The sequence below is a fragment of the Streptomyces siamensis genome, from assembly GCF_039543605.1.
Lineage (GTDB): Bacteria > Actinomycetota > Actinomycetes > Streptomycetales > Streptomycetaceae > Streptomyces > Streptomyces siamensis.
In genome coordinates, this window is sequence record NZ_BAABKB010000034.1 from 52910 (window position 1) to 67919 (window position 15010).

The window sequence follows — 15010 nt, forward strand, 5'->3', positions numbered from 1 at the left end:
TCTCGCGTCATCCCGGGCAGTGGTGGCGTCCCGCCTCGCCCCAGCCGGTGGTGGCCTGCGGCCTCACCTCAGCCGGTGATGGCTTCTCGCCTCACCCCAGCCAGTGGTGGCGGCCGATGCTGATCAGCCGCATCTGCCGACTCGCCGTGCGGGCCACGCGCTCCCGCTCGGCCTCGGGTGCCTCCAGCGCCTCCAGGAAGGCCGACGCCGCCATCAGCATGTGGTCGACGTACAGGCCCGCGAGCATCAGCAGGTCCGCGTCGTTCCACCCCTTCGACTCCGGGTGTTCGGCCAGCGCGACCTTCACCTCCTCGGCGAACCGGGCCAGTTGCTCCCGGATCGCGTCCCGCACCGGCTGGACGCCGCCGTGCCGCTCCCGCGCGATGAAGCGGACGTGCGCCGGATACCTCTCGACGTGACGGGAGATCAGATCGACAGCTCGCGTGATGCGTTCGTCGCTGTCGCCGGCCGCGGAGACGGTGTCCTCGATCATCGGGTGCAGGCTGCCCAGTGCCTCCTCGACGAGTGCCACCCCGAGGTCCGCGGTCGAGCGGAAGTGCCGGTAGAAGGCGGTCGGGGCGACGCCGACCGCGCGGGTGACCTCCCGCAGGCCCAGGCTGCTCAGGCTCTGCTCCTCCAGGAGACCCAACGCCGCGTCGAGGAGCGCCTGTCGGGTCTTCTGCTTCTGGGCCTGGCGGATGCCGAGAGTGTGACTCATGCCATGCAGTTAACAACTGTTCTCCGTAATTGGAAAGCCGGGAGACGCGCTAGACTCAAGAGTCAGTGAACAACTGTTACTACAACCGTTCACTGAGTCGTCAAGTCCCGGAAACATTCGGGCCTCACCGTCGAGGCCCGGTACCTCCGGGACGGGACTTCGAGACTTCCACGAGAGGCATCTCATGTTGTTCCTCGTCGCCGCCCTCCTGCTGCTGGGTGTCGTCATGGGTTCCGTGGCCCACGCGCCGCTGCCCGTCACCCTCGTCGCCGCCGCCGTCATCGGCGTCTGGCTGGCCGTCTTCGCGGTCCGCGAGCGCCACGCCCGGCGCCGGCACACCTCCGCCAACTGACCGTCGGTGCCACACCACCCGCGCCGACCGACCGTTGGTGACCACCTCGACCAACCGATCGTTGGGAGCTGAACCACCTCATGGAACTCACCGCTCAGGCCACCCGCAGGAGCGCCGCCCGGGACGCCGACGGCATGGCCGTCGCCTCCTTCATCCTCGGCCTCCTCGGCCTGCTGGTCCTCAACGTCTTCCTCGGCCCGATCGCCATCGCCCTGGCCTCCGTCGCCCTGTGGCGCGGTACGGCCCGCCGCGGACGCGCCTTCCTCGGCCTCGGGCTCGGCGTCGCCGACCTGCTCGTCCTCGTGGCGTTCATGCAGTTCGACTCGACGGTGTCCTGGAACTTCTAGGCCCCGTCGACCCCCGGCTGCCGGCCCGCCCGGCGGCCACCCCGGTGGGGGCCGAGCCGCGTACGGCGGGCCCGTAGAATCGGGCCCACCATGGCTTACCTCGACCACGCCGCGACCACCCCGATGCTCCCCGAGGCGGTAGAGGCACTGACCGCCCAGCTGAGCGTCACGGGCAACGCCTCCTCCCTCCACGCCGCCGGCCGCCGCGCCAGGCGTACGGTCGAGGAAGCCCGCGAGACCCTGGCGGAATCCCTCGGCGCCCGCCCCAGCGAGGTCGTCTTCACCTCCGGCGGCACCGAGGCCGACAACCTCGCCGTGAAGGGTCTGTACTGGGCCCGCAGAGACGCCGACCCGGCCCGCACCCGGGTCCTGGCGAGCCCCGTCGAGCACCACGCCGTCCTGGACGCCGTGCACTGGCTCGGCGAACACGAGGGCGCCACCGTCGAGTACCTGCCCGTCGACTCCCACGGCCGCGTCCACCCGCAGGCGCTGCGCGAGGCACTCGCCCGCAATCCCGACGACGTCGCACTCGCCACCGTCATGTGGGCGAACAACGAGATCGGCACCGTGATGCCGGTGCGCGAACTGGCCGACGTGGCCGCCGAGTTCGGCGTCCCGTTGCACGCCGACGCCGTCCAGGCCTTCGGTCAGATCCCCGTCGACTTCGGCACCTCCGGGCTCGCCGCCATGACCGTCTCCGGCCACAAGATCGGCGGACCGTACGGCATCGGCGCGCTGCTCCTCGGCCGTGAGTACAGCCCCGTGCCGGTGCTGCACGGCGGCGGCCAGGAGCGGCACGTCCGCTCCGGCACGCTCGACGTGCCCGCGATCGCGTCCTTCGCCGTCGCCGGGCGGCTGGCCGCCGAGCAGCGGGAGTGGTTCGCCCGGGAGATCGGAGCCCTGCGCGACCAACTGGTCGAGGTCGTGCGCACGGCGGTGCCCGACGCGATCCTCGGCGGCGACCCGGCGGCCGGCGGGCGCCTGCCGGCCAACGCGCACTTCACCTTCCCCGGCTGCGAGGGCGACTCGCTCCTGCTCCTGCTGGACGCGCAGGGCATCGAGTGCTCCACGGGCTCCGCCTGCACCGCGGGCGTCGCCCAGCCCAGCCACGTCCTCCTCGCCACCGGAACCGACCCCGACCTCGCCCGGGGCACCCTGCGTTTCTCCCTCGGTCACACCTCCACCGAGGCGGACGTCGAGGCGGTGGCGAAGGCGATCGGTCCGGCGGTGGAACGCGCGCGCACCGCGGGTCTGAGCTAGCCCGGCCGCGACCGGCCCCGGCCCCGCCCCGGCCGAGACCCGTCCCGGCCACGGCCGGCTCCGGCGGCGACCCCGCCCGGCCCCGGGACCGGCGCGGCGTCAGGCCTTGGCCGTACGCGCCTGCCGTACGAGCCGTATGTACCGGTCCCAGTCCCAGTGCGGCCCGGGATCGGTGTGGTCCGTGCCCGGCACCTCCACGTGCCCGATGATGTGCTTGCGGTCGACGGGGATGCCGTAGCGCCCGCATATCCCGGCCGTGAGCCGCGCGGAGGCGGCGTACATCGCGTCCGTGAACGAGGAGGCGCGCTCGACGAAGCCCTCGTGCTCGATGCCGACGCTCCGTTCGTTGTACTCGCGGTTGCCCGCGTGGAACGCCACGTCCAGCTCGCGGATCATCTGGGTGATGTGCCCGTCCCTGCGGACGACATAGTGCGCCGCCGCGCCGTGCCCCGGGTCCTGGAAGACCTTCACCGCGCTCCGGAAACTGCCCTGGGTGACATGGACCACGACCCGGTCTATCGCGTAGTCGGCGGGCCGGTCCGCGCGCCGCCAGTTCGCCGGGGACGCCGCCACCCACTGGGCGCCCCGGAAGTCCACCGCCCCCGCCACCCGCGGTTTGTCCACGCCGGGCAGCCGCCACCACAGGTGCCCGAGCTCCTCCCGGGCCAGCGCCGCCGTGCCCAGGGCGGCCGCCGCACCGCCGACGAGCAGCGCCCGGCGCCCGACGCGACGGTCCGCGTCCCCGGCCCCGCGGCCCCGTGGCTTCGCCTTTTTCTCCCCCATGCGATCTTCAACGCATATGCGGGGGCTCCGGTTCCCGCGGCCCCGTACCCTGGAGGGGTTATGACTGACACCTCGCAGCGCCCCCTCCGCGTACTCGCCGCCATGTCGGGCGGCGTGGACTCCGCCGTCGCCGCCGCCCGCGCGGCGGAAGCCGGCCACGACGTGACCGGCGTGCACCTCGCCCTGTCGGCGAACCCGCAGTCCTTTCGCACGGGCGCGCGTGGCTGTTGCACGATCGAGGACTCGCGCGACGCCCGCCGCGCGGCCGACGTCATCGGCATCCCGTTCTACGTGTGGGACCTCGCCGAGCGCTTCCGCGAGGACGTCGTCGAGGACTTCATCGCCGAGTACGAGGCCGGGCGCACCCCGAACCCCTGCCTGCGCTGCAACGAGAAGATCAAGTTCGCCGCCCTGCTCGACAAGGCGCTCGCCCTCGGCTTCGACGCGGTCTGCACGGGCCACTACGCCAAGGTGTTCGTGAACGAGGACGGCACGCGTGAGCTGCACCGCGCCTCCGACATGGCCAAGGACCAGTCGTACGTCCTCGGCGTCCTCGACGACCGCCAGCTCGCCCACGCGCTGTTCCCGCTCGGCGACACGGTCACCACGAAGGACGAGATCCGCGCGGAGGCGGAGCGCCGCGGCCTTGCCGTCGCCAAGAAGCCCGACTCGCACGACATCTGCTTCATCGCCGACGGCGACACCCAGGGCTTCCTCGCGGACCGGCTCGGCCGGGCCGAGGGCGACATCGTCGACGAGGCCGGCGCGAAGCTGGGCACCCACGAGGGCGCCTATGGCTTCACCATCGGCCAGCGCAAGGGACTGCGCATCGGCACCCCCGCCGCCGACGGCAAGCCGCGCTACGTGCTGGACATCTCGCCGGTGAACAACACGGTGACGGTCGGTCCTGCGGACTCCCTCGACGTGAGCGCCCTGACGGCGATCAAGCCGCGCTGGTGCGGCGCCGCCCCGGCCGGCCCGGGCACGTACACGGCGCAGCTGCGCGCGCACGGCGGCGAGACCGAGGTGACGGCGGAACTCGTGGACGGCGAACTGCGCGTCGCCTTCACCGAGCCGGTCCGCGGTGTGGCCCCCGGTCAGGCGGTCGTCCTGTACGACGGCACGCGCGTGGTGGGGTCGGCGACGATCGCGACGACCACGCGCGCGACGGCCTCGGTCTAGAGCACGACGGCCTCGGTCCGGAGGGGGCCGACGGACGCGGTACGCCGGCCTGGACGGAGCGGCCCGGCCGGTGACCGGGCCCGCCGGGAGCCGGCAGCGCCCCGCCCGGCCGGGCCCGCGGCGTGCGGATCCCCGCCACCGCGCTGCCTCAGCCGGCCTCGGCCGTGCCGCCGAAGAAGTCCGCCAGCGCCGGGGCGAGGACCTGCGGGTCCACCATGTGGGTCTGGTCGTCCAGCACCCGGTACGTCCCGTCCGGCGCCGCGTCCGCGACGGCGCGCGCCGCCTCACGCATCCACTCCGGACTCGCTCCGCCCGCCACGGACAGCAGCGGGACGCCGATCGCGGCCAGCCGCTCCGTGGGCACCGGGCCGTCGCCCAGCGCGGCGTCGTCGTACGCCAGGGTGGGCGCGATGGCCTCCATGTCCGGCCACGCGGGGGAGCGGCGGGTGCCCGCGATCATCTCCGGGGGCATGCCGGTGAGCGACAGGAACAGCTCCACGGCGTCGCCGCGCCGGTCCTCGGCGAGCAGCCCCGTCAGCCGCGCGGTGTACGCCCGCCGCTCCGCGCGGCCCTCGTCATGGACGGCGAACGGTGTTTCGTAGACGGCGACTTCGGTGAGGGGCAGCCCGCTCGCCGCCGCCTCCAGGGCGAGCGCGCCGCCCGAGGAGACGCCGAAGAGCGCGGCGCCGCCGCCGCACGCCTCGATCAGCGCCGCGATGTCCTCGACCTCGCGGGCGACCGCGAACGGCGCGGTGTCGCCGCTGGCGCCGCGCCCCCGGCGGTCGTAGACGACCGCTCCGAAGCGGTCCGACAGGGCCGCGGCGAGCGGCGCCAGCGTCGCACCCGTACACATGGCTCCGGCGACCAGGATGATCGGCGGGCCGTCACCGAGGCGTTCGTAGGCGATGGGGGTTCCGTCGCGCGAGACGGTGTTCTTGTCCATACCCGTAGAGACTGCCGGGCGGACCGGAACTCATCGGGTCACGACACCTCCACCTCGTAGAAGCAGAAGTGGTCCTTGATCTGTGCCACGTCGGGCTTCGGCTCGGGATAGGACCAGACGAGGTCCGTCGCGTCCGGCAGCGACCAGTAGGACGCCGTGCCCTTGAACGGGCATCGGGTGTGCGTGTCGGAGGGGGTCAGCAGGTCGAGGCGCACGTCCTCGGCCGGAATGTAGTACCGCGCGGGACAGCCGGTCTCGCGCAGCACGAGGGAGCGGTCGCTCTCCGCCAGGACCTGGTCACCGCGCACCACGCGCACGTGCCGGTCGCTCTGCTCGATGGTGATCGTGTGTCCTTCAGCCATACAAGAGGAAGCGCTCGCGGGACCCGTGTTCTTCCCGCGTACGGTGAACCCATGAACATCTGCGTCTTCCTCTCCGCCGCCGACCTCGACGACCGCTACACCCGCCCCGCCCGCGAGTTCGCCGAACTCCTCGGAAAGGGCGGCCACACGCTGGTGTGGGGCGGCTCCGACGTCGGTCTCATGAAGGTCGTCGCCGACGGTGTGCAGGAGGCGGGCGGACGGCTGCTGGGCGTCTCGGTGGACTTCCTGGCCGCGAAGGCCCGGGTGGGCGCGGACGAGATGGTCATTGCCCGTGACCTCGCCGAGCGCAAGGCGCTGCTCCTGGAGAAGGCCGACGCGGTGGTGATCATGGTCGGCGGCACGGGGACCCTCGACGAGGCCACCGAGATCCTGGAGTTGAAGAAGCACGGCAGGACCGACAAGCCGGTGGTGCTGCTGAACACGGCGGGCTTCTACGACGGCCTCAAGGAGCAGTTCCGGCGCATGGAGGCCGAGGGCTTCCTGCCCCGCCCGCTGACCGAGCTGGTGTTCTTCGCACAGGAGCCGGTCGGCGCGCTGGCGTACCTGGAGGAGAGCCGGGGCGTCAGGTGACCGTCGGGTGATGCGAGCATGGCGGTCATGGCTACACATGTGATCACCGGGGCGGGCTCCGGCATCGGCGCGGCCGTCGCCCGCCGCCTCCACGCGCGCGGGGACGAACTCGTGCTGCACGCGCGCGACGCCGGCCGCGCGAAGGAACTCGCGGCCGAGCTCCCCGGCGCCCGGACCCTGGTCGGCGACCTGGCGGACCCGGACAAGCTCTCCTGGGCGTTCTCGCACCAGACCCTGCCGGACCGCGTCGACTCGCTCCTGCACATCGCGGGCGTGGTCGACCTGGGCCCGGTGGGCGAACTCACCCCGAAGTCCTGGCGCCACCAGCTGAACGTCAATCTGATCGCCCCCGCCGAACTGACCCGGCACTTCCTGCCGCAACTCCGCGTCGCCCAGGGCCACGTGGTGTTCGTCAACTCCGGCGCCGGCCTCAACGCGCACGCCGACTGGTCCGCGTACGCCGCGTCCAAGCACGGTCTGAAGGCCCTGGCGGACTCCCTGCGCCACGAGGAGCACGCGAACGGCGTCCGGGTCACCTCCGTGTACCCCGGCCGCACGGCGAGCCCCATGCAGGCCAAGGTCCACCAGCAGGAGGGCAAGGAGTACGACGCCGCGAGGTGGATCGACCCCGAGTCCGTTGCGACCACGATCGTGATGGCCCTCGACCTGCCGAGGGACGCGGAGGTCAACGACCTGACGGTGCGTCCGGGACGCTGACGTTCCGCGCGGACGGTCCTCCGGTGCGGGCACCTTCGTCGGCCTCGCCCCGGGAGCGTTACGTAGGCTTCCGGGGTGAGTGAAAACAGCGAGTTCAGGTTCGGCGGCGCCACCGGGGTCGGGTCCATGCCGGGTGGTGACGCCCGGGAGGCCGCGAAGACCGTCACCGGGTCCTTCGAGGACTTCCCGTTCCTTGCGGAGCTGCCCGCGAGGGGGCCCGGCGCGGACATGATCGGGCGGACCGCGGGGATGCTGGTCGAGCTGTACGCGCGCGTGGAGCCGAGCGGCTGGCGGATCGGGGACCGGCCCGGACGGGACACCAAGCGGGCCAGGTCCTGGCTCGGCGAGGACCTCGACGCCCTCGAGGAGTTCACCCAGGGGTACGAGGGACCGCTCAAGGTGCAGGCCGTCGGCCCCTGGACCCTGGCCGCCGCCCTGGAGTTGAGGAACGGCGAGGCGGCGCTCTCCGACGCGGGAGCGTGCCGTGACCTCGCCGGGTCGCTCGCCGAGGGCCTGCGGCTCCATCTCGACGAGGTGCGGCGGCGCGTCCCGGGCGCCCGGCTCGTCCTCCAGCTCGACGAGCCGTCACTCGTCTCCGTGCTGCGCGGGCAGGTCAGGACGGCCAGCGGCTACCGCACCCACCGTGCCGTGGACCGGCAGGTCGTCGAGGCCACGCTCCGGGACGTCGTCGGGGTTCACGGCGACGGGCCCGTCGTGGTCCACTCGTGCGCACCGGACGTGCCCTTCGCCCTGCTCCGCCGGGCGGGTGCGGCGGCCGTCTCCTTCGACTTCTCGCTCCTCACCGAGCGTGACGACGAGGCGATCGGCGAGGCGGTGGAAGGGGGCACGCGGCTCTTCGCCGGTGTCGTGCCGAGCGTGGATGCCCCGTTGTCGGACCCTGCCGGTAGCGTCATGGGTGTCAGGACGCTGTGGCGCAGGCTGGGGCTGCGACCGGGACTTCTCGCGGAATCGGTCACGGTCACCCCGACGTGCGGGCTCGCGGGGGCTTCCCCCGACTTCGCGCGCAAGGCGCTCGCCCACTGCGTCCGGGCGGCGAGATCCCTCGCGGACAACCCTGAGTAACGGGAGGACATACGGTGGCCGGCGAAAAGCACGCAGAGACCGCCTCGGCTTCGGATTCGGTGCCCGCCGAGGCACGGGAGAAGCACGCGCAGATCGCTGAGCAGATCGAGGAGCACCGCTTCCGGTACTACGTGAAGGACGCTCCGGTCGTCAGCGACGCGGAGTTCGACGAACTGCTGCGCTCCCTGGAGGCGCTGGAGGAGGAGTATCCCGAGCTGCGCACCCCGGACTCGCCGACCCAGAAGGTCGCCGGGGCGTACGCGACGGAGTTCACCTCCGTCGAGCACCGCCAGCGCATGCTCTCGCTCGACAACGCCTTCTCCGACCTGGAGCTCGCCGCCTGGGCCGAGCGCGTCGCCAAGGACGTGGGCACCTCCGTCCATCACTTCCTGTGCGAGCTGAAGGTCGACGGCCTCGCGGTGAACCTCACGTACGAGCGGGGGCGGCTCACCCGCGCGGCGACCCGTGGCGACGGCCGCACCGGTGAGGACATCACCCCCAATGTGCGGACGATCACGGAGATTCCGGACCGGCTGCACGGCGACCGCGTCCCCGACCTCGTGGAGATCCGCGGCGAGGTCTACTTCCCGATGGAGAAGTTCGAGGAGCTGAACGCCCGTCTGGTGGCGGCCGGCGACAAGCCCTTCGCCAACCCCCGCAACGCGGCGGCGGGTTCACTGCGCCAGAAGGACCCGCGCGTCACCGCGACCCGCCCGCTGCACATGGTGGTCCACGGCATCGGCGCGCTGGAGGGCTTCGAGGGCCTCACCCGGCTGTCCGAGGCGTACACGCTGCTCCACGAGTGGGGCCTGCCGACCACGCGGTACGCGAAGGTGGTCGACGACCTCGACGGCGTACGGGAGTTCATCGCGTACTACGGAGAGAACCGCCACTCCGTGGAGCACGAGATCGACGGCGTGGTCGTCAAGCTCGACGAGATCCCCCTCCAGGGGCGGCTGGGCTCCACCTCGCGTGCGCCGCGCTGGGCGATCGCCTGGAAGTACGCGCCCGAGGAGGTCAACACCAAGCTGATCAACATCCGCGTCGGTGTCGGCCGCACCGGCCGCGTCACGCCGTACGCGCAGGTAGAGCCGGTCACCGTCGCAGGCTCCGAGGTCGAGTTCGCCACCCTGCACAACCAGGACGTGGTGAAGGCCAAGGGCGTCCTCATCGGGGACACGGTGGTGCTGCGCAAGGCGGGCGACGTCATCCCGGAGATCCTCGGCCCGGTCGTCGACCTGCGCGACGGCAGCGAGCGCGAGTTCGTGATGCCCGCCGAGTGCCCCGAGTGCGGCACGCCGCTGCGGCCCATGAAGGAGGGCGACGTCGACCTGCGCTGCCCGAACGCCCGCAGCTGCCCGGCCCAGTTGCGCGAGCGGCTCTTCTATCTCGCGGGCCGCAAGGCCCTGGACATCGAGCACTTCGGGTATGTCGCCGCGGCGGCCCTGACCAAGCCGCTGGAGCCGTCGGACCCGCCGCTGGCGGACGAGGGCGACCTCTTCGACCTCACCGTCGAGCAGCTGCTGCCCATCAAGGCGTACGTCCTCGACCAGGACAGCGGTCTGCCCAAGCGGGATCCGAAGACGGGCGAGGAGAAGATCGCCACGGTCTTCGCCAACCAGCAGGGCGAGCCGAAGAAGAACGCGCTGGCGATGCTGGACAACATCGCGGCCGCCAAGGAGCGTCCCCTCGCACGCGTACTGACCGGTCTGTCGATCCGTCATGTCGGGCCGGTGGCGGCCGAGGCGCTGGCGCGCGAGTTCCGTTCCATCGACCGGATCGAGCAGGCGACCGAGGAGGAGCTCGCCACCACCGAGGGTGTCGGGCCGATCATCGCGGCCTCGCTCAAGGAATGGTTCGCCGAGGACTGGCACCGCGAGATCCTCCGCAAGTGGCGGGCCGCCGGGGTCCGGACGGAGGAGGAGGGCTCCGGCGAGGACGAGGGGCCGCGCCCCCTGGAGGGGCTCACCGTCGTCGTCACCGGCACGCTCGAACACCACACGCGCGACGGCGCCAAGGAGGCACTGCAGAGCAGGGGAGCGAAAGTGACCGGTTCTGTCTCCAAGAAGACGTCATTCGTCGTGGTGGGTGACAATCCTGGTTCGAAGTACGACAAGGCGATGCAGCTGAAGGTCCCCGTTCTGAACGAGGAGGGCTTCGCCGTCCTTCTGGAACAAGGACCCGAGGCCGCGGCGGAAGTTGCGCTTCCGATCGAGGAGTAGCGGTTGAAGACCACCCGTTCGGCGCATATCAGATGCATACGGGTGGCCAGGTCGCATTCGGGCAACCGTCGACGACCGCTGCCCGTGGAAGCCTTCTGCGGCCTACTGTTGAGGTGTGCACCTGCCGTGCCCAACTGCGGTCGGGGCATCCCCTGCTCATCACGAGTGCCGGGGAAGGTTTTCAGACGCGCCGTTGGCAGTCGTGGCCGGCAACGGACCGCGTGGCGTGGGCACCGCCGGCTGTGAGAGGGACGGGAATGGAACCGACCGAGAGCGCCGCCCCCGACTCACGGCTGCGCCTGCGCCGGATGACCGGCGTGTGGATGGCCGGACTCCGGACGGGGCGGACCGAGGAGCGCGCCGGGCAGCGCGACTCCGGACCCCTCATGGCACCCGCCGCACCCGGCGTCGGCCCGCTCGACGCGGGCCGCGGCGACGGCCTGAGTCACGGTTCCGAACACGATTCCGAACGGCACATCTCGTGGCCCGCGCTGCCCGCGGCGGTCGTCGCGGCGGCGGGCTTCTTCCTCGGAGCCGGTTTCTACCGGGCGTTCAGCGGCAACCACGCGCTCTTCCCGTGCGGCACCGTCGGCTGGGCGCTCGCCCTGCTCACCGGCGTCATCGTCGGCCACCTGGTCGCCCTCGGCCGGGCCCGGTGGTGGGGCGGGACCGGATCCGGCGCCGCCCTCACCCTCGCGGTCCTGCTGCTGTACGGCTGGGTGCCCGCCGGCATGGTCAGCCTGACCGTCGTGGTCCTGGTCGGCGCCGCACGGCGCAACCGCTGGCGGCAGGGCGTCCTGCACGGCGCGGTCGACATCCTCGGCATCGGGGCGGGCGCGCTGGTCCTCGCCGTGTTCGGACGTTTCCCGACCGTCGAGACGCCCTGGGACCCGAGGACCTGGACGCTCTACGCGGCACCCGAGGTCGTGCTCGTCGCGGCCGCCTACCTCGCCGTCACCCGGGCCCTGCTCTGGTACCTGCACGCGCCGCGCACCGGCGGTCTGCCCACCGTCGCGCGCACCGCTTTGGTCAGACAGGGGCTCGTCGCCGTCGCGCTCCTCGGGATCGCGCCGCTGGTCTGCGTGGTCGCCGTCGCGCTGCCGATCCTGTTGCCGCTGTTCGCGATCCCGCTGATCGCCCTCGACTCGACGCTGTGGATCGCCCGCGCCCGGGCGGAGGAGCAACTGCGCGACCCGCTGACGGGTCTGCCCAACCGGCAGTGGCTGCTGGAGCGGACCTGGACGGCTCTGGACGACGCCGAACGCATCGGTGCGCGTTCCGCCCTGATGCTGATCGACCTCGACCGTTTCCGGTCGGTGAACGACACGTTGGGGCATCTCGCGGGGGACCGGCTGCTCCTCCAGATAGCGGACCGGCTGCGTCTGGCGCTGCCGCGCGGGGCGGAGGCCGCGCGGCTCGGCGGCGACGAGTTCGCGGTGTTGCTGCCGGTCGCCGACTCCACGACGTCGGCCACCCGGGTCGCACGCAACCTCGTCGCCGCGCTCGGCTCCCCGCTCGACCTCGACGGCCTCACCCTCGTGCTGGAGGCCAGTGCCGGCCTCGCCGTCTTCCCCGACCACGCGCTCGACGCGGAGGGGCTGCTGCGGCGGGCGGACGTGGCCATGTACCAGGCGAAGCGGGACCGTACGGGCGTCGAGGTGTACGAGTCCAAGCGCGACTCCAACACCCCGGACCGGCTCGGCCTGCTCGGCGACCTGCGCCGGGCCCTCGACGCCGGCGACGTCGAACTGCACTACCAGCCCAAGGTCCGTTTCAACGGTCAGGTGGCCGGACTCGAGGCACTGGTCCGCTGGGTGCACCCCGAGCGAGGGAAGGTTCCGCCGGACGAGTTCATCGCCATCGCCGAGTCCTCCGGGCTGATGCCCCATCTCACCGAGTACGTGCTGGAGACGGCGCTCGGACAGGTCGCGCGGTGGCGGGCGCAGGGGCTGCACGTGCCGGTCGCGGTGAACGTCTCGCCGCGCGATGTGCACACCCCCGGTTTCGCCGGCGCGGTCGCCGCCCGGCTCGCCCGGCACGGGGTCCCGGCGGGAGCGCTCCAGCTGGAGATAACCGAGCACGTGCTCCTGGAGGATCCGCAGCGCGCCGCCGACACCCTCGCGGGGCTGACCGGCCACGGCGTGAAGATGTCGCTGGACGACTTCGGCACCGGGTACTCCTCGCTCGTGCACCTCAGGCGCCTGCCGGTCAGCGAGCTGAAGATCGACCGTTCCTTCGTGGCCCGGCTCGCGGTGGACGCCGAGGACGCGGAGATCGTGCGTTGCACGGTCGACCTGGCGCACTCGCTGGGCCTCCTCGTCGTCGCCGAAGGCGTCGAGGACGACGAGACCTGGGAGCGGCTGCGCGACCTCGGCTGCGACGCCGTACAGGGCTGGCTGGTCGCCGCCGCGATGCCCGCCGACGAGGCGACGGCCTGGCTGCGGGCCCGCGGCAGCCGTGGCTGGCAGCGCCCGAAGGCGGCCCTGCCGGCGTCCGCCGCGGACGACCAGGGCCGGATCGTGTAGCCCAGCCTTCGCCGGCCCGCTCGCTCGAGCCGGGTCGGGTCGCACGGGGCCGGATCGTGCAGCCCAGCCTTCGCCGATCGGCTCGCTCGAGCCGAGTCGGGCCGCACATCCCCGCCGACGGCACCGACGACGGCCACCTGAGCGGCCCGGCCGCAAGCAGCTCCGGCAGCCCCGCCGACGGCACCCGCGGCGGCCTGAGTGGCCTCCGGCAGTCGCGGGCCGGGTGGCCCCGACCGGGGCGACCCCGGTGGCGGAGCCGGTGATGCCGGCCCGCCCGGGCCGGCTCGTGGGGCCGTCGAGGGTCGGCCCCAGTTCAGTCCGACGCGGTGAAGTGGGCGGTCAGCAGGGCCAGTCGGCGGTCGTGGGCGCCCTCCGGGAGGCGACCGCTGCGCATCAGGGTGGTCAGACCGTGCAGCCCGGCCCAGTACGTCTCCGTGAGCCGGCCGGGATCCTCCCCGTCGGCCGCGACGGGCTCGACGGCCAGGAGCAGCTCGCCGAACGCCGCGTGCAGCGCCGAGGGTGCCTCCGGCGTGGCGAACGGCAGGTCCACGGTGTGCGTGAACATCGCGTCGTACAGCGCGGGCCGCCGCCGCGCGAACGCCGTGTACGCCTCGCCGACCGCCGCGAGGGCGGCCCGGGTCCCCCCGGCCGCCGTGCGCGCCTTCCGCAGCTCCTGCGCCATCTCGGCGAAGCCCTCCACCGCGACCGCCGCCATGATGGCGTCCTTGCCCTTGAAGTGGCTGTAGAGGACGGGCTGGCTGTACTCGATCTCGGCGGCCAGCCGTCGCGTGGTGACCGCCTCCCAGCCCTCGGCCTCCGCCAGTTCCCGTGCGGCCGTGACGATCAGCCGCTCTCGCTCCGCCCGCTCGCGCTCCCGGCGCGTCTGAATCGACATGACCGGAATTCTAGCATCGCTAGCGTTCATGTCGATGCTCTGTTAGCTTCGCTCTTGTCACTAGCGCTGCTAGCAAGGAGATCCGACATGACCGTCACCGCGTACACGCTCGCCGTCGTCCTCGACCTGCTCGTGCTGTTCATCGGGGCCCGGTTCCTGTTCCAGCCGCAGGCCGCCGCCGCCGGCTACGGCGTCCCCGCCAAGCCCGACGGAGACGCGGCCTACCTCACGATCAAGGGCCTGAGGGACGCCGCCCTCGGCGTCATCGGCCTGGCCCTGCTGGCCTTCGCCGGTGCCCGGGCGGAGGCGTGGTTCATGCTCATGGTCGCGATCGTCCCGCTCGGGGACACGCTGATAGTGCTGCGCCACGGCGGTACCAAGGCCGTCGCGTACGGCATCCACTTCGCCACCGCCGTCGCCGTCCTCGTCAGCGCCGGTCTCCTCTTCGCCGTCTGATCGCTCCACCCGACATCCACAGGGAGTCCCGACATGTCGCTGATCGTTCCGACGTTCGACTCGACCGTGATCGTCCGCGAGGCGGAGGCCGAAGTGGTGGGCCGGGCGCCCACCACCGTGCGGCTGCTGGCCGACAGCAGCGCCACGGGCGGGGCGCTGTCCACCCAGCGCGTCACCCTCACGAGCGGCGCCGACGGCGCCCACCCCCACTGGCACGCCAAGTCCGCGGAGATGTTCTTCGTCCTCGACGGCCGCGCCGAACTCCTGTCGGGAGAGGAGGTCGTCACCGCCGAACGCGGCGACCTGGTCGTCGTCCCGCCGGGCGTACCCCACGCCTTCGCCGCCGCGCCCGGCGCCGACGCCGACCTCCTCGTCGTCATCACCCCGGGCGTGGAGCGCTTCGAGTACTTCCGCCACCTGCGGCGGGTGGCCCTCGGAGAGGCCGCCGCGGAGAGTCTGCTGGACGTGCAGGAGCTCTACGACAACCACTTCCTGCACAGCCGGGCATGGGACGGCCGCCGCTGAGGGGGCCCCGCAGGGGAAACCGTTTCACGGGCACCGGGCCCGGCACCCT

Annotated in this window: 16 protein-coding genes; 11 read left to right on the forward strand and 5 right to left on the reverse strand. The window is 72.4% G+C overall.

Annotation, left to right across the window (positions count from 1 at the left end; translation table 11 throughout):
- Positions 1-91: 91 nt before the first annotated feature.
- A complete protein-coding gene (locus ABEB03_RS35500) occupies positions 92-718 on the reverse strand; it encodes a TetR family transcriptional regulator (RefSeq protein WP_345657006.1) in 627 nt (208 codons plus the stop codon).
- Positions 719-902: 184 nt separating this feature from the next.
- Between ABEB03_RS35500 and ABEB03_RS35505 the strand changes: the two genes are divergently transcribed.
- The 3 genes from ABEB03_RS35505 (at position 903) to ABEB03_RS35515 (ending at position 2677) form a co-directional block, all read left to right on the forward strand.
- Positions 903-1070: a hypothetical protein gene (locus tag ABEB03_RS35505; RefSeq protein ID WP_095936801.1), complete on the forward strand. Its 168-nt coding sequence runs from the start codon at positions 903-905 to the stop codon at positions 1068-1070.
- Positions 1071-1150: 80 nt separating this feature from the next.
- Complete coding sequence (locus tag ABEB03_RS35510; RefSeq protein ID WP_095936802.1) at positions 1151-1417, forward strand: DUF4190 domain-containing protein; 267 nt, start codon at positions 1151-1153, stop codon at positions 1415-1417.
- Positions 1418-1507: 90 nt separating this feature from the next.
- Positions 1508-2677: a cysteine desulfurase family protein gene (locus ABEB03_RS35515; protein WP_345657008.1), complete on the forward strand. Its 1170-nt coding sequence runs from the start codon at positions 1508-1510 to the stop codon at positions 2675-2677.
- Positions 2678-2776: 99 nt separating this feature from the next.
- On the opposite strand, the gene ABEB03_RS35520 is transcribed toward ABEB03_RS35515, so the two are convergent.
- Positions 2777-3460, reverse strand: coding sequence for an N-acetylmuramoyl-L-alanine amidase (locus ABEB03_RS35520; protein WP_345657009.1), 684 nt, complete (start codon positions 3458-3460; stop codon positions 2777-2779).
- 60 nt (positions 3461-3520) lie between these two features.
- Here ABEB03_RS35520 and mnmA point away from each other — a divergent pair, with 60 nt between their 5' ends.
- Positions 3521-4642, forward strand: a complete 1122-nt coding sequence (gene mnmA / locus ABEB03_RS35525) for a tRNA 2-thiouridine(34) synthase MnmA (protein ID WP_345657010.1) — start codon at positions 3521-3523, stop codon at positions 4640-4642.
- Between the two features lie 148 nt (positions 4643-4790).
- On the opposite strand, the gene ABEB03_RS35530 is transcribed toward mnmA, so the two are convergent.
- Both ABEB03_RS35530 and ABEB03_RS35535 read right to left on the reverse strand, forming a co-directional pair.
- Positions 4791-5585: an alpha/beta fold hydrolase gene (locus ABEB03_RS35530; protein WP_345657011.1), complete on the reverse strand. Its 795-nt coding sequence runs from the start codon at positions 5583-5585 to the stop codon at positions 4791-4793.
- 38 nt (positions 5586-5623) lie between these two features.
- Positions 5624-5947, reverse strand: coding sequence for a DUF427 domain-containing protein (locus ABEB03_RS35535; protein WP_345657013.1), 324 nt, complete (start codon positions 5945-5947; stop codon positions 5624-5626).
- 51 nt (positions 5948-5998) lie between these two features.
- Between ABEB03_RS35535 and ABEB03_RS35540 the strand changes: the two genes are divergently transcribed.
- The 5 genes from ABEB03_RS35540 to ABEB03_RS35560 all read left to right on the forward strand — a co-directional run bounded on the left by ABEB03_RS35540 (position 5999) and on the right by ABEB03_RS35560 (position 13085).
- Positions 5999-6538 carry an LOG family protein gene (locus ABEB03_RS35540; RefSeq protein ID WP_345657014.1) on the forward strand — a complete coding sequence of 180 codons (540 nt, stop codon included), beginning with the start codon at positions 5999-6001 and terminating at the stop codon, positions 6536-6538.
- 18 nt (positions 6539-6556) lie between these two features.
- Positions 6557-7255 carry an SDR family oxidoreductase gene (locus ABEB03_RS35545; protein ID WP_345657015.1) on the forward strand — a complete coding sequence of 233 codons (699 nt, stop codon included), beginning with the start codon at positions 6557-6559 and terminating at the stop codon, positions 7253-7255.
- Between the two features lie 75 nt (positions 7256-7330).
- Positions 7331-8338 carry a methionine synthase gene (locus ABEB03_RS35550; protein WP_345657016.1) on the forward strand — a complete coding sequence of 336 codons (1008 nt, stop codon included), beginning with the start codon at positions 7331-7333 and terminating at the stop codon, positions 8336-8338.
- Between the two features lie 14 nt (positions 8339-8352).
- On the forward strand, positions 8353-10560 hold the full coding sequence (gene ligA, locus ABEB03_RS35555) for an NAD-dependent DNA ligase LigA (RefSeq protein WP_345657017.1): 2208 nt from the start codon (positions 8353-8355) through the stop codon (positions 10558-10560).
- Positions 10561-10817: 257 nt separating this feature from the next.
- Positions 10818-13085, forward strand: coding sequence for a putative bifunctional diguanylate cyclase/phosphodiesterase (locus ABEB03_RS35560; RefSeq protein WP_345657018.1), 2268 nt, complete (start codon positions 10818-10820; stop codon positions 13083-13085).
- A gap of 313 nt (positions 13086-13398) precedes the next feature.
- On the opposite strand, the gene ABEB03_RS35565 is transcribed toward ABEB03_RS35560, so the two are convergent.
- Positions 13399-13980, reverse strand: a complete 582-nt coding sequence (locus ABEB03_RS35565) for a TetR/AcrR family transcriptional regulator (RefSeq protein ID WP_345657019.1) — start codon at positions 13978-13980, stop codon at positions 13399-13401.
- A gap of 87 nt (positions 13981-14067) precedes the next feature.
- Between ABEB03_RS35565 and ABEB03_RS35570 the strand changes: the two genes are divergently transcribed.
- Together ABEB03_RS35570 and ABEB03_RS35575 are read left to right on the forward strand one after the other, a co-directional pair.
- Positions 14068-14436 carry a DUF4267 domain-containing protein gene (locus ABEB03_RS35570; RefSeq protein WP_345657020.1) on the forward strand — a complete coding sequence of 123 codons (369 nt, stop codon included), beginning with the start codon at positions 14068-14070 and terminating at the stop codon, positions 14434-14436.
- 33 nt (positions 14437-14469) lie between these two features.
- Positions 14470-14961, forward strand: coding sequence for a cupin domain-containing protein (locus tag ABEB03_RS35575; protein ID WP_345657021.1), 492 nt, complete (start codon positions 14470-14472; stop codon positions 14959-14961).
- Positions 14962-15010 lie beyond the last annotated feature (49 nt).